This is a genomic window from Empedobacter sp. EJD.6dd, assembly GCF_057369435.1.
Genome location: NZ_CM170667.1, coordinates 2,092,715 through 2,111,477 on the forward strand (window position 1 = coordinate 2,092,715; position 18,763 = coordinate 2,111,477).

The 18,763-nt window shown below is 30.7% G+C and carries 16 protein-coding genes; 9 read left to right on the forward strand and 7 right to left on the reverse strand.

Features of this window, described 5'->3' with window-relative positions; translation table 11 throughout:
* Positions 1-58: 58 nt before the first annotated feature.
* Together AC2I98_RS09960 and AC2I98_RS09965 are read right to left on the reverse strand one after the other, a co-directional pair.
* Positions 59-1,894 (reverse strand): ABC transporter ATP-binding protein, encoded by a 1,836-nt coding sequence (locus AC2I98_RS09960; RefSeq protein ID WP_486411536.1) that lies wholly within the window; start codon positions 1,892-1,894, stop codon positions 59-61.
* Between the two features lie 142 nt (positions 1,895-2,036).
* Positions 2,037-2,462: a DUF2147 domain-containing protein gene (locus AC2I98_RS09965; protein WP_486411537.1), complete on the reverse strand. Its 426-nt coding sequence runs from the start codon at positions 2,460-2,462 to the stop codon at positions 2,037-2,039.
* A gap of 333 nt (positions 2,463-2,795) precedes the next feature.
* Between AC2I98_RS09965 and epsC the strand changes: the two genes are divergently transcribed.
* The 3 genes from epsC (at position 2,796) to clpB (ending at position 7,263) form a co-directional block, all read left to right on the forward strand.
* Positions 2,796-3,569 carry a serine O-acetyltransferase EpsC gene (epsC, locus tag AC2I98_RS09970; RefSeq protein WP_486411538.1) on the forward strand — a complete coding sequence of 258 codons (774 nt, stop codon included), beginning with the start codon at positions 2,796-2,798 and terminating at the stop codon, positions 3,567-3,569.
* 13 nt (positions 3,570-3,582) lie between these two features.
* A complete protein-coding gene (gene cysK, locus AC2I98_RS09975; RefSeq protein ID WP_486411539.1) occupies positions 3,583-4,491 on the forward strand; it encodes a cysteine synthase A in 909 nt (302 codons plus the stop codon).
* A 159-nt stretch (positions 4,492-4,650) separates the two neighbouring features.
* Positions 4,651-7,263 carry an ATP-dependent chaperone ClpB gene (gene clpB / locus AC2I98_RS09980; protein ID WP_486411540.1) on the forward strand — a complete coding sequence of 871 codons (2,613 nt, stop codon included), beginning with the start codon at positions 4,651-4,653 and terminating at the stop codon, positions 7,261-7,263.
* Positions 7,264-7,316: 53 nt separating this feature from the next.
* Here the strand turns inward: clpB and AC2I98_RS09985 are convergent, their stop codons facing one another.
* Entirely contained in the window at positions 7,317-7,826 is a 510-nt protein-coding gene (locus tag AC2I98_RS09985; RefSeq protein ID WP_486411541.1) for a DUF2480 family protein, read from the reverse strand.
* Between the two features lie 100 nt (positions 7,827-7,926).
* Here AC2I98_RS09985 and lpxB point away from each other — a divergent pair, with 100 nt between their 5' ends.
* The 5 genes from lpxB (at position 7,927) to AC2I98_RS10010 (ending at position 12,121) form a co-directional block, all read left to right on the forward strand.
* Positions 7,927-9,039: a lipid-A-disaccharide synthase gene (lpxB, locus tag AC2I98_RS09990; protein WP_486411542.1), complete on the forward strand. Its 1,113-nt coding sequence runs from the start codon at positions 7,927-7,929 to the stop codon at positions 9,037-9,039.
* A gap of 250 nt (positions 9,040-9,289) precedes the next feature.
* A complete protein-coding gene (locus tag AC2I98_RS09995; RefSeq protein ID WP_486411543.1) occupies positions 9,290-9,733 on the forward strand; it encodes a hypothetical protein in 444 nt (147 codons plus the stop codon).
* Positions 9,734-9,756: 23 nt separating this feature from the next.
* The gene (locus AC2I98_RS10000; protein WP_486411544.1) at positions 9,757-10,209 is read left to right on the forward strand and encodes a hypothetical protein; all 453 of its coding nucleotides are present in this window, start codon (positions 9,757-9,759) and stop codon (positions 10,207-10,209) included.
* A 12-nt stretch (positions 10,210-10,221) separates the two neighbouring features.
* Complete coding sequence (locus AC2I98_RS10005; RefSeq protein ID WP_486411545.1) at positions 10,222-10,779, forward strand: RNA polymerase sigma factor; 558 nt, start codon at positions 10,222-10,224, stop codon at positions 10,777-10,779.
* Positions 10,766-12,121, forward strand: coding sequence for a porin family protein (locus tag AC2I98_RS10010; protein WP_486411546.1), 1,356 nt, complete (start codon positions 10,766-10,768; stop codon positions 12,119-12,121). The genes AC2I98_RS10005 and AC2I98_RS10010 overlap by 14 nt, the downstream gene beginning before the upstream one ends.
* A 14-nt stretch (positions 12,122-12,135) precedes the next feature.
* Here AC2I98_RS10010 and AC2I98_RS10015 read toward each other — a convergent pair whose 3' ends face one another.
* Positions 12,136-12,573, reverse strand: a complete 438-nt coding sequence (locus tag AC2I98_RS10015; RefSeq protein WP_486411547.1) for a DUF2141 domain-containing protein — start codon at positions 12,571-12,573, stop codon at positions 12,136-12,138.
* 76 nt (positions 12,574-12,649) lie between these two features.
* Between AC2I98_RS10015 and AC2I98_RS10020 the strand changes: the two genes are divergently transcribed.
* On the forward strand, positions 12,650-14,614 hold the full coding sequence (locus AC2I98_RS10020; protein WP_486411548.1) for a ComEC/Rec2 family competence protein: 1,965 nt from the start codon (positions 12,650-12,652) through the stop codon (positions 14,612-14,614).
* Here the strand turns inward: AC2I98_RS10020 and AC2I98_RS10025 are convergent.
* From AC2I98_RS10025 to AC2I98_RS10035, 3 genes are read right to left on the reverse strand one after another with little or no spacing between them, the layout of a single operon-like run.
* Complete coding sequence (locus tag AC2I98_RS10025) at positions 14,604-15,047, reverse strand: thioredoxin family protein (protein WP_486411549.1); 444 nt, start codon at positions 15,045-15,047, stop codon at positions 14,604-14,606. The genes AC2I98_RS10020 and AC2I98_RS10025 overlap by 11 nt on opposite strands.
* 14 nt (positions 15,048-15,061) lie before the next feature.
* Positions 15,062-17,146 carry a peptide MFS transporter gene (locus AC2I98_RS10030; protein ID WP_486411550.1) on the reverse strand — a complete coding sequence of 695 codons (2,085 nt, stop codon included), beginning with the start codon at positions 17,144-17,146 and terminating at the stop codon, positions 15,062-15,064.
* 32 nt (positions 17,147-17,178) lie between these two features.
* The gene (locus tag AC2I98_RS10035) at positions 17,179-18,705 is read right to left on the reverse strand and encodes a peptide MFS transporter (protein WP_486411551.1); all 1,527 of its coding nucleotides are present in this window, start codon (positions 18,703-18,705) and stop codon (positions 17,179-17,181) included.
* Positions 18,706-18,763: the final 58 nt, after the last annotated feature.

The window sequence follows — 18,763 nt, forward strand, 5'->3', positions numbered from 1 at the left end:
ATAAAAACACAAAAAAAGCTTCGAAATTCGAAGCTTTTTTTAAAATATAATAGGTTAATTATTCAAAATTTTGCATGTTCACCAAATTCGCGTAAACACCTTTTTTCTCAATTAATGAATGATGATTTCCTTCTTCAATAATTTTCCCTGCTTCCATCACCACAATTTTATCAGCGTTTTGTATTGTCGATAATCTGTGTGCAATCACTAACGAAGTACGATTTTGCATCATATTATTTAAAGCTACTTGCACCAATTTCTCCGACTTTGTATCTAAAGCAGATGTTGCTTCATCTAATACCATTATTGGAGGATTTTTATAAACTGCACGCGCAATACTCAGACGTTGTTTTTGTCCACCAGAAAGTTTACTTCCTCCTTCACCAACTGATTCTTGATATTTTTCGGGCATTTTAATAATAAACTCTTCCGCATTAGCTATTTTAGCTGCATGCTCCACCTTTTCCTGACTCGGAAATTTATCACCTAATGATATATTATTAAAAATAGTATCATTAAACAAAATCGAATCTTGCGTTACCAATCCAAATAACAATCGATAATCGTGTAATTTGATATGCTTGATATCAATTCCATCAATTAATATTTGACCAGATTTTACATCCCAAAAACGTGTAATTAAATTAGCTAAAGTAGATTTTCCAGAACCAGATTGCCCAACTAAAGCAACCGTTTCTCCTTTATTAATCGTTAAATTAAAATCTTTAATCACATCATGCTTTCCATAAGCAAACGTTACATTTCTAAATTCAATTTTATCTTCAAATACATCAATTCCTTTTGCATCTGGTAAATCTTGAATCGAAACATCTGCATCCAATATTTCAAAAATACGTTTAGCAGAAACTTCTCCTTTTTGAATATCTGATAATGCTTTCGAGAATTTCTTGATTGGATCCAATAATGTATAAAAAGTTGCGATATAAAAAATAAATTCAGAACCTGTTAATCCATTTCCTTCTAATGATAATTTACCACCGAAGAATACTATTAACCCAATTGTAATTGCACCTAAAAACTCACTTGTTGGTGATGCCAAGGCACGTTTTTTCATTACTTTTTGAAGATATTCTCTATATCGATTGATCGATTGATCAAAACGTCCTTTTACTTGATCTTCTGCATTAAAAATTTTGATAATTTTTAAAGAAGTCAATGTTTCATCAACATATGTAATGATATTTGATAATTCGTCTTGTGCATGAACTGCAGCTTTTTTTAAACTTTTTCCAATCAACGAAATAATTGTTCCCATAACAGGAAAAACCAAAATCGCAAACAAGGTTAATTGATAACTAATTGTAAACAATACGCATACAAAAACAATTATCATAATAGGAGATCGAATAATTTCTACGAAAGAATTTAAGATGTTCGATTCTACTTCGTTTACATCACTCGAAATGCGATTAATTATATCTCCTTTTCTTTTTTCAGTAAAATATGCAACAGGTAAATCAATGATTTTATTGTGAATATCAACGCGTAAATCACGTGTTACACCTGATCGCATATCGACCAAACAAGTTTCCGATAGAAAACTAAAAATATTTCTAAATAAAAACGCTACAATAAAAATAACACATGAAATGGCTAATACATAAATTGGACCTTCAGTTTGTGAAATTTGTTGCATATAATAAGCTGAATAATTTGAGAAAAAATCTTTCAGATCAACCAATTCACCAGAAAAAATAGGTTTAGAAATAATATCTTTTTTCTTTTCATCAAATAAAACACTTAGAATAGGCATCATAAATGCTAATGCTACAATATTAAAGATAGCATAAAGCAAATTGAAAATAATTGCCGAAATAAAAGACGTTTTATATGGCTTTATATACGAGATAGCTCGATTTCTGTATAAACTCATTTTATAATTTTATTTTGTCAAGAAAATGACGCTACAAATTTAAGCAAAAAAAATAATGACTATTCTTTTTAGAAATAGTCATTATAGAGTAAAATTTTGTGGGTTTGATTACTCAGAGTAACCTTTTCGTTTTTGTTTTGATTTATTTAACTCTCTGCCAAGTTTGCGTTCTTCCTACAAGTGAAATTCCGATATAACCTCTAACATCAAGTTTGTCATAACCATTCAATGACATTTTTGCTTTGTATTCTTTTCCGTTATTAGGATCAAGGATTCTTCCTCCGTTCCATTCATTTCCATCTTTTTTAAGACCAGAAAGAATTTGCATTCCTAAAATTGGTTTATTTTTTAACGCTCCTGCACAATCTGTACATTTCGCGTCTTCTTTTCCTTTTGTTAAAATCTTAGTGACTTTTCCATAAAGTTTCCCATCCTTCTCGAAAATCTCTACGTAAGACTTCGCCTGTTTTGTTTCATCATCAATTGTTTTCCATGTTCCAATTGGTGATTGCGCATACATTAAAGATGTCAACATAAAGAATAATCCGAATAAAATTGATTTTTTCATATTTTTATCCTTTAAAATTTATTTCACTAAAATAACTCTTTTTTAGTGTAAATAAAACACTATTCATTATTTTTTATAAAATTTTTTACTTTTTAACAATTAAATTCATTTATAACTCTAATTATCAAAACATTAATTTTACAATTATTTTTAAATAAATATTATTGTATTTTATTTAAAAAAGTCAAAACAGTGTACTATTATGCTAACATAATAATATTTTAAGCATTCTCTTTTTTTACAAAAAACACATTTTTAGCTCAATTAATTAGAGAAAATTAAAAAAAATCATATATTTGTCTACTATTTTTATAGAGTTTATAGATTTTAAAAATGAGCCAACTTTCAAGATATAGTTTACCATTTAATAGAACGGAATTAGAACCTTTAATTGAATCGATTATTTATGATGAAATTTTTCAACAACCTAATCCATCCTATAAAAAAGAAGATTTATTAAATCAATTCAATTCAGTTTTATTAAAAATTGTTCCCGAAGAAAAGTCAAATAAGATTAGTCTTTATTTTTTTGATCAATTTGCTAAACTTAGAGAAGAATTAGAAGAATTAATCTTTGTTTTCTATTCAAATGATCCTGCTTCTAAATCAGAAATTGAGATATTATTAGCTTATCCTGGTTTTTTTGCCATTGCTGTACATCGTTTAGCACATATTTTATTTCAACTTGATACTCCTATTCTTCCACGCTTTTTCTCAGAATATGCACATTCTAAAACGGGAATTGATATTCATCCAGGAGCTACAATCGGAAAAAATTTCTACATCGATCACGGAACTGGAATTGTGATTGGAGAAACAACCATTATTGGAAACGATGTTAAAATTTATCAAGGAGTAACGTTAGGCGCTTTTTATGTTTCAAAGAATTTAGCCGATAAAAAACGTCATCCGACAATTGAAAATAATGTGACCATATATGCTGGAGCAACAATTTTAGGAGGAACAACTGTTATTGGAGAAAATTCTGTTATCGGTGGAAACGTTTGGATTACAGAAAGTATTGAAGATAATTCGCTCGTTTACCAAAATAATCAACCACAAATCAAAAAACAAAAAGTAGAACAACATCATAATTATATCATCTAAAAACCTATTCACAATGATTTATAACAATGTCTTAGAAACCATAGGAAATACACCAATTATTAAATTAAATAAACTATTTCCAAACCATAATGTTTACATCAAAGTAGAAAAACAAAATCCTGGAGGATCTATAAAAGATAGAATTGCTTTAGCCATGATTGAAGATGCTGAGAAAGCTGGAATTCTGAAACAAGGAGGAACAATTATAGAACCAACTTCGGGTAATACTGGAATTGGATTATCATTTGTAGCAGCTGTAAAAGGATACAAAATGATTATCACGATGCCAGAATCTATGTCAATTGAAAGACGAAAAATTATGGAGGCTTATGGTGCTGAATTTGTTTTGACCCCTAAAGAATTAGGAATGAAAGGAGCTATTGCAAAAGCACAAGAATTAGCCGAAACAATAGAAGGCGCATGGGTTCCGCAGCAATTTGAAAATAGTTCGAATCCCACGGTTCATTACAACACAACAGCAAAAGAAATTCTAAATGATTTTCCTGAAGGAATTGATTATTTTATCACTGGTGTTGGAACAGGAGGTCATCTTTCTGGTATTGGTAAAGCTTTGAAAGAAGTCAGTTCTTCAACAAAAGTTATCGCTGTAGAACCAACAGACTCTCCTGTCATTTCAGGAGGTAATCCTGGTCCGCATGCTATTCAAGGAATTGGAGCTGGTTTTATTCCTGGTAATTTAGATACATCAATTATTGATTCATCAATTCAAATTACGAAAGAAGAAGCGTTCGAATTTGCTAAAAAAATAGCTAGAGATGAAGGTTTATTCGTCGGAATTTCAACTGGAGCTTCATTGGCTGCAGTCTCTAAAACACTGAAGAATATTGAAAATAATGCGAAAATATTAACTGTCAACTACGATACTGGTGAACGCTATTTATCTGTAGAGGGATTATTTTAAAACCTATAAAAATTTTTAAACCGAAAGGAGATGTTGTCAAAATGTCTCCTTTTTTTATTCAATAAAGTCAAAAAGTCAGTTTTTTAGATTGATTTCTACTTTGGAATTTTTTTTGATGAATTAAGAACATACAAAACCAATATAAAAAACTAAGAACCAATGGATTTTAATCAATTTACAATAAAGGGTCGTGAAGCGATCCAAGCAGCGCAACAAATCGCAGTTGCGCACAAAAATCAAGCGATTGAACCTGCTCATATTTTAGGAGGAATGATAGATGTTGATGAAAATGTCTTATCCTTAATCTTAGAAAAACAAGGTGTAAAAATGGATATGTTGAAACCTGAGTTAGATTTAGAAATTAATAAATATCCAAAAATTGAAGGTCAACAAGGAAATCATCTTTCCAATTCATCCAACCAAATTTTGCAATCGGCACAAGAAATTGCAAAAGAGATGACAGATGATTTTATCACCTTAGAGCATTTATTATTAGCAATTATAAAGAATGTATCACCTGTTAGTCAATTACTAAAAAATAGAGGTGTAACATTCGAAAACACAAAAAAATTAGTATCAGAGTTGAGAAACGGAGAAAGAGTAACTTCAGAAAATGCAGAAGGAACATATAATTCATTAAACAAATATGCTAAAAACTTAACCGATTTAGCGAAAGAAGGAAAGTTAGATCCTGTTATTGGACGTGATGAAGAAATTCGTCGTGTGCTACAAATTCTATCACGTCGTACAAAAAACAATCCGATTTTAATTGGTGAACCAGGTGTTGGTAAAACCGCTATTGCAGAAGGTTTAGCACACCGAATTATCAATGGAGATGTTCCAGAAAACCTTTTGAATAAACAGATTTTCTCATTGGATATGGGAGCTTTGGTTGCTGGAGCAAAATACAAAGGTGAGTTCGAAGAGCGTTTGAAAGCTGTTGTAAAAGAGGTAACAGCTTCTAATGGAGAAATTATTTTATTTATCGATGAGATTCACACACTTGTTGGTGCTGGAGGTGGCGGAGAAGGTGCTATGGATGCAGCAAATATCTTGAAACCTGCTTTGGCTCGTGGTGAATTACGTTCGATTGGTGCAACAACTTTAAATGAATATCAAAAATATTTCGAAAAAGATAAAGCTTTAGAGCGTCGTTTCCAGAAAGTAATGGTAGAAGAACCAGATGAAGAATCTGCAATTTCAATCTTACGTGGAATCAAAGATAAATACGAGCAACATCATAAAATTGGAATTAAAGACGAAGCAATTATTGCGGCTGTAAAATTATCAACTCGCTATATCACCGATCGTTTTTTACCAGATAAAGCCATTGATTTAATGGACGAAGCAGCTTCTAAGTTGAGAATGGAAATGAATTCTAAACCAGAGGATTTAGATAAATTAGATCGTAAAATCATTCAATTAGAAATCGAAATTGAAGCAATAAAACGTGAAAATGATGAGAAAAAATTGAATCTTTTGAAAGAAGAATTATCAAATCTTCAAGACGAAAGAAATCAGTTGAATTCGAAATGGGAAGCGGAAAGAAATCGTGCAGATGAAGTTCAAGACTTAAGAAAAAGCATCGAAAACATAAAATTCGAAATTGAGCGCGCAAAACGTGATTATGATTACGCGAAAGCATCTAAATTAGAATTTGAAGATTTAGTTAATGCTAAAAATAATTTAGAAGAAGCTGAACATAATCTGGAAGAAAACAAACAAAATAAATTAGTAAAAGAGTTTGTTGATGCCGATGATATTGCAGAAGTTGTATCGAAATGGACTGGAGTTCCAGCTCAGAAAATGATGCAATCTGACCGTGAAAAATTATTGAATTTAGAAAATGAATTACATAAACGTGTTTTAGGTCAAGAAGAAGCAATTACAGCAGTTTCAGATGCAATTCGTCGTTCTCGAGCAGGTCTTAGTGACGAAGGAAAACCAATCGGTTCGTTCTTATTCTTAGGGTCAACTGGTGTCGGAAAAACAGAATTAGCAAAAGCTTTAGCCGAGTTCTTATTTGATGATGAAAATGCGATGACGCGTATCGATATGTCCGAATATCAGGAACGTCATGCGGTCTCTCGTTTGGTTGGAGCGCCTCCTGGTTACGTTGGTTACGATGAAGGTGGTCAGTTAACAGAAGCTGTTCGTCGTCGTCCTTATTCTGTTATTTTGTTGGACGAAATTGAGAAAGCACACTCAGACGTTTTCAATATCTTATTACAAGTTTTGGATGATGGACGTTTGACAGATAACAAAGGTCGTGTGGTCAATTTTAAAAATACGATTATCATTATGACATCGAATTTTGGTTCGCATACGATTTTGGATAAATTTTCGAACATTGACGAAAACAATGTTGCGCAAGTTTATGACGAAACAAAAGATATCGTTTTTGAGGAATTGAAACAAAACTTTAGACCAGAGTTTTTGAATCGTATTGATGAAATTATTTTGTTCCGTCCATTGAGCGAAAATCAAATTTCTGGAATTGTGAATATTTACTTAAGCGGAGTTTCTAAAAAATTGGCTCAACGCGATATTACGTTAGATATTACGCCAGAAGCTGTTGATTATTTAGCAAGAAAAGGTTACGATCCTCAGTTTGGAGCACGACCATTGAAACGAGTAATTCAGCAAGATGTTTTAAATGAACTTTCTAAAGAAATTTTGAAAGGAACTATTAATGATAATGATGCGGTTTTAATCGATTATTTCGAAGAAAAACCAGGAGATAATAAGTTAGTTTTCAGAACTAATCAATAAATAGATTACGATTTTATTCATGTGTAAAAAATCCGCTCGTTGAGCGGATTTTTTTATTTCTTCTTTTTATAAAGTGGAACCGTACTACACGCTTCTCCAAACATCAACGAGCTTACAATTGGTTGTAAACGTTCTATTAATTGAATATAAGCCGATTCTGGCACAGGTTTGTGAGAACAACCTTTCACAATAATTTTTCCATCAACATAATCATCATAAGGTAAATGATCAACAATTTCTGTATATAAAATCGTATCTAAATCTTGTAAACTTCCATGTACAACTCTTTTTACAATTGGCGACAAATAAGTTGCAACTAGCAAATAAGCCCAAGACGGAACTATCGCATCCGCTGTACATGTTAATGCCACATACTTATCTTGGTATTGTGTCCAATTATGATTTTTTAGATTTTCTCTAAAATCTTTCTCTCTAAGAATCAATTCTTCATACAACCAATCTTTCAAGTCAAAAACAACACGATCACCATCAGGATAAAAATCCTGTAAATCAATTGTTACTAAACTACTATTGGCAACTTTATTTATAATTTCGTCTGACATTTTTCTTTGTTTGAAAGAGTAAATTTACGGAATAAAAAACATTGAAATCTACTCCACTTATAGATTTCTCCTATCTTTGTAAGAAGAAAAATGATTTCCATTGAAATACTATATCATTGCAGGTGAAGCTTCGGGCGATTTGCACGCATCGAACTTAATGAAAGAATTAAAATTAAAAGATCCACAAGCTGAATTTAGATTTTGGGGAGGCGATTTGATGCAAGCGCAAGGCGGAACTTTGGTCAAACATTACAGAGATTTAGCCTTTATGGGGTTTGCCGAAGTTGTAATGAATTTGAGAACAATTTTAGGAAATATTTCTGTTGCCAAAAAAGATATCGAAGCGTACAAACCAGACGCCGTTATTTTGGTCGATTATCCTGGTTTTAATCTTAGAATTGCAGAGTTTGTAAAAAACCTTGGAATTAAAGTTTACTATTATATTTCGCCACAAATTTGGGCTTGGAAAACAGGACGCGTTCATAAAATAAAGAAAGTAGTTGATAAAATGTTTGTGATTCTTCCATTCGAGGAAGAGTTTTATCAACGTTACGATTACAAAGTAGACTTTGTAGGAAATCCTTTATTAGATTCGTTGGATAATCTTCCAGAAATTGATGAAGTACAATTTAGAAAAGATCACAATTTAGACGAAAGACCTATTATTGCCCTACTTCCAGGAAGTCGAACGCAAGAAATAAAAGTCAAATTACCTTTGATGCTTTCTGTAGAAAAAGATTTTCCTAATTATCAATTTGTTGTTGCAGGAGCGCCATCTCAACCAATTGATAATTATAAAAAAATAGCAGGAAATCAGTTGAAAATTGTTGAAAATAAAACCTACGATTTATTACGTATTTCTCACGCAGCCTTGGTTACGTCTGGTACAGCAACATTAGAAACAGCTTTACTAAAAGTACCTGAAGTTGTTTGCTACAAAGGAAATGCGATTTCGTACGAAATCGGAAAGCGCGTGGTAAAAAATATTAGATTCATATCGTTAGTTAATTTGATTATGGATGAAGAAGTTGTAAAAGAATTAATTCAATACGATTTAACATATGAAAATATTAAAAGAGAATTAGATTTAATTTTAAATTCGCCAAAAAGAGAACAAATTTTAGAGAATTACGAAAATTTATACCATAAACTTGGAGGAGTTGGAGCTTCTGAAAGAACTGCAAATCTTATCGTTAGTGATTTAAAAAAATAAAATTGAAAAAAAAGTAAAAGTTTCACGCAACCTTTTATTGTTTTTGTAATCTTTAGAGCGTAGATGTCACTCAGATCCAATTATTAAAAATGTTTCGGATTGACCTAACTAAAGTTTACAACCTTTTCTAACAATGCAATCCTCTTGATTTTCAAGAGGATTTTTTAATTAATACTGTTAAAAAAAATATTTTTACGCAACCATTTTAAAAAATCTAAGTCTTACTTTTATAACAATTAAAACTCATTCAATGAAATTAATGAAAAGATTAAGCATGTTTGCTTTAGTGGGCGTTTTAGGATTAACAACATTTAGTTGTCTAAATAATGATGATTCGGATTTTACAAATTATGGGTATTTTACAACTGAAGGCGTTACTTATAATCAAGATTCTATAATGCCAGTAAATCAAACGACAAATGTTAGAGTAAGTTTTTCGAAAACAAATTCATGTCAAGAATTTATACAATTCAGTTTATTACAAGGAAGTAACGATTCTGTTCACTATATTGGTGTTTTAGGTTCTCAAGGAAGTGGACAATCTTGTTTACCTGTTGAAAGTATAGAAACTAAAACATTAAAATTCACTCCAAAAAAAGCAGGTAAATATACCTTAAAATTCTGGACAGGTAAATCATCTGACAACAAAGATACTTTTAACGATTCTATCGTTTTCGATATTAAAGAAAAATAAAAAAATAAATAAATCACAATAATATGAAAGCAATCAAACGATTAAGCACTTTAGCTGTAGTAGGAATTTTAGGTTTATCAACTTTTAGTTGTTTAAACACTGATGATTCTGATAATGTTTATACAACAGATGGATTTTTTGTTGCAACGAAAATTAATGTAAATTTTGACTCTGTACAGCCAGTTGGTCAACAAACAAACGTTCATGTCACATTTACTACAAACAGTTCTTGTCAAAACTTTGTTACATTCAAAGAATTAACTGGAAGTAATGATAGTATCCAAAATATTGGTGCATATGGTACGCAAACTAATGGGTCAACTTGTGTAACTGATAAAAAATCTGTTACAAAAACATATAAATTCACTCCTAAAAAAGTTGGAGTAAATACTATTAGAGTTTGGGCTGGGAAAGATCCAATAGAACCAACTAAAGATATTTATATTGAACAGACATTAGATGTTAAAGCCAAATAAAGTCCAATAAGTTTGAATAGCGACTCTCTTGAATATTTGATCAAGCAATGTCAAGAACAAAATAGAAAAGCTCAAGAGAAAATTTACCTTGAGTTTTCGCCTGTTTTATTCTCGATATGTCTTCGTTATGCCGAAAATTACGAAGATGCGCAAGATATTTTTCAAGAGGGTTTTATTCATATCTTCAATAAAATAACTCAATTCAAATTTGAAGGTTCTTTTGAAGGTTGGATGAAACGAATAATGGTAAATCTCAATTTAGAAAAGCTAAAAAAGAAAAATACTTTACCATTTGAAGATTACGAAAATCTAATCATAACAGAAGAAAATGACGACGAAGTTGAAGAAAATTTTGATTATAAACAATTGCTAGAAGCTGTTCATAATCTTCCACCACAATACAGGCAAGTTTTTAACCTCTACGTTTTTGAAGAATATTCTCACCAAGAAATAGCAGAAATGTTAACCATATCGGTAGGAACCTCAAAATCAAACTTATCAAGAGCAAGAAATTTATTAAAACAAAAACTCAACCTTTTAAAAACTGTCACAGAAGATGAACAAATTTGATCAACATATTAAAGAGAAACTTTCTCAACAACAATTTCCACCGATGGACGCTTGGAAAAACATCCAAGAGAAGTTAGATGAAAAAGAAAAGAAAAAACGAATTATTCCTATATTTTATTGGATTGGTTCCACTGCCGCATGTTTAGTAGCAGGAATTGCTGTGTATTATTTCAATCAAAATGAGACTATCGGAGAAAATCAATTTCCTACAAATGAAATTGTAAAAACAAACTCTAAGGAGACAGAAAAGTCATCTATTTCTGTACAAAAAAATAAAACCGATTCTCTTACTTCAATCTCAAATCAGAGTTCTATTTCATCAATAAGTACTCATATAAAATTGGAAAAAAATTCTATTCATCAAACAACTCAATCTTTTGAAAATAGTAATGATGATCCAACTTTAATTTCGAATATAAACAAAGTTTATAAACAAAATCTTATAAACGAATTTCCATTAACTGATTCGAATCAAAACGAAATTTCAATTCAAAAAAAGAATTCATCAACAGAAAAAGAAACGATCAAAAAAGATGAATTAATAGCTAAAAATCAAGATGAAAAACCGTTAGAATTAGTTCTAGAAGAAGAAAAAAAGAAAAAAGAAGAGAAAATTATTGTTAAACAAAAATCTCCAATTTTAGCTGTTTCTTCATACATAAATCCGACTAAAATGTTAGAATCAAAATCTATTTTAGCAGATGAATTTAATGATCACAACATCAAAAATAACATTACAGTTGCTTATGGCGCAAAAGTTTCTGTTCGATTAAACGACAAATTAAATATTCGTTCTGGAATTGCAAAAGTTGAGTTGGAACAAAATACAACTAATATAAATTCGGGAATCAATACCGGTGTTTATGCTCTTTCTGCAAGCACGCCAAAATCATCTAACAATATCACATATCATTCGAATATTCGAGTTGTAGGTGATAATGCATCACATACGACAATGACCATGTTGTCTTCTGAAGCCAATACTATGGAACAAAAAGTTCATTATATAGAAGTTCCATTAGAAGTTGAATATAAATTGGCAAGTTTTGATAAAATTAATATTCTAGCAACAGCGGGAGGAAGTTATTATGTTGTAACGAAAAATTCTATTTCATTAGCTGATACGAATACAAGATCAAATTATAAATTAGGTGAAGCAAATAACTTAAACAATTCGAGTTATAGCGCTAACGCTGGAGTTAAGTTAGAGTATAATCTATCAAATAAATCAAGTATAAATTTGGAACCAAATTATAGATATATGCTAAATCCGTTAAAAAATGTAGATGCTAAAAATCCATCTTTATTAGGATTGAATTTAGGATTTTCAATTAAGTTTTAACAAAAAAGACGAAGTTATTCTTCGCCTTTATTGTTATTTAATTTAATTGAAATTGTATTATTTTCTTCGGTCATCTCGACTTTTGCTTCCTCAAAAGTTGGCTCACGCAAAATAGGATCTAAATTCTTCGAAAAACCATATGGTTCTTTACGTACACCCAAAAAACTTTTATCAAGCTGTTTATTATTGTTCGTATCCAAATACACTTTTACAGCGTAAAAAGTTGGTTCAATATCTTTAAAAACTGTTTCGTATTTATCTATATCAGCAACTGGAACATATAATTTCTTGAACGCATTTTGACCTTTTGTATAATTTTCTACATTTCTATAAAACTCTATCGCCAAATTCCCTTTCATTTTCTTAAGGTTTGTGATTGATAATTTTACATCAATTTGTGCCATCGCCATCTGAGTAAAAAACAACACAACCAGTATAAGAATCTTCTTCATTTTCTTAAATTTTTAATCAACTCATTTACAAATGCTTAAAACCTACTATTTGTAAATATTATGTTAAATTATTAGGATGAAAAAGTATCTCTTTTTTGTCCTAACAATTTGTTTCTCAATCGGAATAATTATTTCTGAATTATTAATTCCTGCTACAAATTTACGAATTATATTTTTTCTACTAATTATTCTTCTTTTTATCTCTTTGTTAAAAAATAATAATCGACAAAATATCATCCCTTTTTTAATCATTTGTATTTTTTTAGGCTACTATATTCATCAAAATTACAATCAACATCAAAAAATTGATTTTACTACCACTTCAAAAGTTCATCTTCTAAAGATTATCTACAATTCAAGTTCAACCGAAAAATACACCAATTATGTTGTAAAAGATATTGAAACAAATGATCAAATTCTTTTACATCTAAAACTTAAACAACATCTCTTATTTCCATCAGATGAAATCATCGTTCATGGTCAAAAAACTGAAATTCAACAACCATTAAATCCCTATCAATTTGATTATAACCGATTCTTAAATAGAAAAAATATTTATTCTCAAATCTTTACAAACGATGTTATTTCAATTCATAAAGAAGGTAAAGGATTTCGGAATTGGGCTGCAAAATCGAAAGTAAAAATCAGAAAAAAATTGACGGAACAAGATTATTCACTTGAAAGCAGAGCAATTATTTCTTCGATGCTTTTAGGTGATAGAACCGAGCTTTCACAAGAATTGAATCAAAGTTATATTGCTACGGGAGTTGTCCATATTTTATCGATATCTGGACTGCATGTAATGATGATTTATATGATTTTACAATTCGTATTACAACCTCTTTTAAAACTAAAAAATGGGCGAAAAATTCGAATTATTATCAGTTTAATATTTATTTGGATTTTTGCTTTTTATGTCGAATTACAACCTCCTGTTTTTCGTTCTGCACTGATGATTTCAATTTATTATATCAGCGAACTACTCAATCGTCCAAAGAATATTTATCACACACTTTCGCTTTCAGCATTTGTAATTTTAATCTTTCAACCAAATTTTTTATTCGATGTTGGTTTTCAACTAAGTTTTTCTGCTGTATTTTTCATTGTTTGGCTCAATCCAATTTTCGAGCACTTTTGGAAAGTAAAGAATAGTTTTTTGAAAAAAATAAAAATTATGATTGAAACAAGTTTATCAGCTCAACTAGGAACTTTGCCTATTTCTGTTTTGTATTTTAATCAATTCTCAGGTTTATTTTTATTTGGGAATTTAGTTTTAATTCCAGCTTCTTTTTTGATGATTTGTGGAGGAATAATCAGTATTATTCTCATTATTTTGGACATCAATATTCCTGCTTACACATGGATTTTTAATCATTTTATATCTTATTCGAATCAATATATTTATTGGTTAGCGAGTTTCAAATTCGTAGCAAAAGATATTTACATCAGTTTACTTACTGCAATTTTAATTGGAATTATTTTATATGCGCTGAAACCTTTATTTCTCAAAAAATCTAAACTAGCATTCATTGTTTGTTTAATTTCTTTATTTCTAATTGAAGCAGAACGATTTTATCAAGTTTATCAACTTAATCATTCGAATGAATTAATCGTTTTTAATCAATATAAAAATAGTATTATCGGAATAAGAAATCAACGAAATTTAGCAATTTTAAGCGAAAATCCTTTGGATGAAAAAACATATAATTTTACGATTAAACCATATAAAATTCATCAACGAATTAAGCAAATAGAATTCTATTCTTATGATTCAAGCTTTAAACATCAACAGTTTATTAAACATCAAAATTCTATCGAAACTAAATCATTTAAGTTCTTATTAAATGAAGATTCTATAACTAAACCTTTTTATATCTTAATTCATCAATCAAAGCTTTATCGTTTCGAAAAAAATAACCAATTAAAAAGGGTAATTGCTGATGCCAGCAACTACCCTTCTATTGTTACAGAACTCGAAGAAACTTCGGATTCTATTTTATGGAAAACCTCTCAACAAGGTTATTTCTCGATTAAATTTTGATATCGTCTATGAAATCTGTTGAACTACGAAAACCTAAAACAACTTTGTTTATGTCTCCTTTTCCGTTCATCAAAACAGTTGCAGGATAACTCAATTGTCCATTTGTAAAGGCATAAGCCATGTAATTCGCTTTAGCAGGCGCAATGTATGTGTACTGAATTCCCATAAATTTTACCATATCTTTTGTTTCTGCATCAAATTTTACAGGAATGTAATTTTTGTTTACATACTCTGCAACTTTCTTATCTGTAAAGGTTTCTTTATCTAAACGCTTACAGAATCCACACCATGTTGTATAAAAATATATCAATACAGGTTTTTCTGGATGTGCTTTTATTTCTTTTGTTGCTTCGTCTAATGATAACCATTTAATTTCTTGTCCGAAAAGAAATGATGATAAAATTAGGGCAGCGATTGCTAAGCTTGATTTCATAATTTCAATCTTTATTATTTAACTCCGTGCATCAATTTCTTCATAATTGGATTTAAAGCGATAACGATTAAACCTGCTACAATTGGTACAATTGTAAAAATTAAGAAGAAAGTTGATAACGAATATTCTTTTGTAATATTTTCGATTTGACCTCCTAAAATGGCTGCCAATTTGTTACCAATTGCAATTGCAAGGTACCACATTCCGAACATAAATGCAATCATACGAGCTGGAACTAATTTCGATACATACGAAAGTCCAACTGGAGATAAGCAGAGCTCGCCCAATGTGTGGAACAAGTAAGCTAAAACTAACCAGATGATAGATACGCGTACTCCTTCTGAGATTCCGTAAGAACCGAAAGCTAAGAATCCGAATCCGATTGCCATAATGATTAATCCTAAACCATATTTTACAGAAGCTGATGGATTGTATTTAGAATCCCAAACACGAGAAACTAAAGACGCTAATGCGATGATAAAGAATGAATTTAATGTAGAGAACCAAGAAACAGTAATTTCAACTTGACTATCTTTAATTTCTGCAACTTTAGCTGGAACAATTTCTGATGGTTTATTTTCTTTTTTGTATTCAGCATCTAATTTCACTAAACTTTCTGGAGAAACTAAAACAAATTTGTCTCCCTCTTGATGAATGTTGATATCAGTTCCTTTTGTTAAAGCATCTTGAGAAGCTAAATTAATTGTTTCTGTTACAATTTTATCTGTAGAATTAGCCACATAAGAAGCTGTAACAGGTGTTTTAACAAAAACTGGTTGACCTTCTTCATTCATTACTTGCTTACCTGAATCATCTAATTTAGCCGTTTCAATTGCTTGGTAAGAAACATCATACGAGTGAGAAGTCCAGTTATAATTTAACATCCAAATTGCAGCAGCCCAAATTCCTAAGAATGTAAACGCTAAAACAACGTTAGACATTGCCGCTTTTTTAAATGTTTGTTTTGCTAATAAAATCAATACATAAGAGATAAACAATAATGGAACAACTGTTAATAATGTATTGAAAACGTTGAATGCCATTGCAGCACCACCAATCAAGTTACGTTCTGTATTATCACGTGCAAAGATTACTAACGATGTAGCTCCTTGTTCGAAAGACATCCAGAAGAAGATAACGAAGAATGCAAAAATAATTACTGCAATCATACGATCACGAACAACTTTAGTATAATTTGCCAAACGACGAATTACCACAAAGAAGAACAAGAATAATGCAATTAAAATAACGACATTTTGACCAGATAATCCTCCAATAGAAAATGGAAATAAGTTAATTCCACCAATTGCATTTAATGGATCATTGAACGCATATCCTAATCCTAATAACGTCATAATAACGATTAAGATTTGATCTAAAATTGTAAAAGGATTTGGTTTTTCTCCAGCTTCGTATTTAGGTGTTTCATCGTCAGCAGTAATTTGATTTCCTGTTTTTGATGGAACCTCTCCAATATGCCCAAATAATGGTTTTGCTAACCAGAATTGTAATGTTCCTAATAACATGAAGATACCTGCTAATCCGAATCCCCAGTGCCATCCTACTTTTTCTGCTAAGAATCCACATAACATCATTCCGAAGAATGCACCTGCATTAACTCCCATGTAGAAAATTGTATAAGCTCCGTCTTTTTTCTCTGGGAAATCTTTATACATTTCTGATAAGATAGAAGTCATATTTGGTTTAAAGAATCCTGTTCCTATTACCAAACACGCTAATCCTAAATATAAAAATATCGGTGTATCAAAAGCCATGAATGCGTGACCTAACGTCATAATAATCGCACCAATTACAACTGCCCATCGATAGCCTATATATTTATCGGCAATAATCCCTCCAAAGATGGGCGTAATGTATAATAACATTGCGTATGTTCCGTATAAAGCAGTTGCTTTTTCTATAGACCATTCCCAACCTGGATTTAAACCAATAACTGCAGCTGTTAAAAACTGAATTAATAAAACGCGCATTCCGTAGAATGAAAAACGCTCCCACATCTCTGTAAAGAAAAGCACGAACAATCCTGACGGATGTCCCAATACTTTTGAATCAAAGAAATTTTCCGATTTCGAACTCATGTTTATTTGTTAAAATGTATATATCTTAAAAGTTATTTTACGTCTTGCATTAATTTGCGAACAAGTGGAGATAGAGCAATTAAAATTACACCAGCTATCACTGCGTATAAAGCAATTTCTTTATATCCATCTGCGTAAGCATATAATCTATCCAAATTAGAACCACCTTCTACTGTAGACTTTGACATGTTTGAACCTATAATTCCTGCAACATATTGCCCGTAAGCAGATGCAAGGAACCACATTCCCATCATCATTCCTTGTAAATTATGTGTAGATAATTTTGTCATAATTGATAAACCAATTGGCGACAAACATAATTCACCGAAAGTAATCACTAATAAAGCTAATGTAAAGAAATTTAATGAAGTAACTCCATCTGCATTAGCAAAGAATTTTGTTGCAAATAATACGTAATATCCTAATCCTAAAAGAATAAATCCTAATCCGAATTTTATAACTGTATTTGGCTCAATTCTCTTTTTGGCTAACCATATCCATAATAAACCTAATAAAGGTGCTATTAAAATAATGAAAAATGCACCTCCAGAGTTATTAACTCCATTCGGGTCTAAGTTTAACCCTAATAAATTAGAATCAAGGTTTTTAGCAGCATAGATACTTAACGACCCACCTGCTTGCTCGTAGATTCCCCAGAATAAAATTGAAAAAACAATAAAAACTAAGGCTGCGTATAATTTTTTACGTTCCTGAGAAGTTACTTTTGTCATTTCATAAAACAAGTAAATCAACGTCAATGGTCCTACTGTATACATAAAATAGTCTGTATAATCAGTGTTTTTTACCATTGCCATAATCAACGGAATAGAAAGTATTGTACAAACATATACAGCTATTTCTTTCCATAAAGGCATTCTTTCTGTTTCTCCTGATGGTAATATTTTACGTGGTTGTAAACCAATTGGACCTAAGTGTCTTTCAGTAAAAAAGAAGTTAATTAAACTGATTAACATTACGAAAGCAGCTAAACCAAAGGCTACGTTCCATCTGTGTGCAACATCAATAATATCGGTAAATAGATGTCCTTTACCAATTGCAATACAAATGTATCCTCCAAGGAAAGCTCCTAAGTTAATTCCTGCATAAAAAAGTGAGAAACCAGCATCTGTTCTTTCGTCTCCTTTTTTGTATAATTCTCCTACCATTGTAGAGATATTTGGTTTAAAGAAACCTGTACCTACTACGGTAAAAGACATTCCTAAGAAAAATAAATTATGAGGATCTGATGCCAAAAGGATACTTCCTAAAATCATCAGCGAGCCTCCCCAAAACAATGACTTCCTAAATCCTAAAATTTTATCTGCAAATAAACCTCCTACAAATGTAAAAGCGTAAACGAATGCCTGAATTGCGGCATATTGCAATTGGGACTGAGCTTCTTCAAATTTCAATTGATCGATCATGAAGAATACTAACATTCCTCGCATACCGTAGAAGCAAAATCTCTCCCACATTTCAGAAAAGAAAAGACTCCATATTTGTTTTGGATACTTTCCTTTAAAATTCTGAATTTCCTCTAAAGTTAATTCTTTACTCATAATTTCTTTAACTAAGCGCTAATATATCATTTAGATTTTATTAGCAATCAACGAAAAT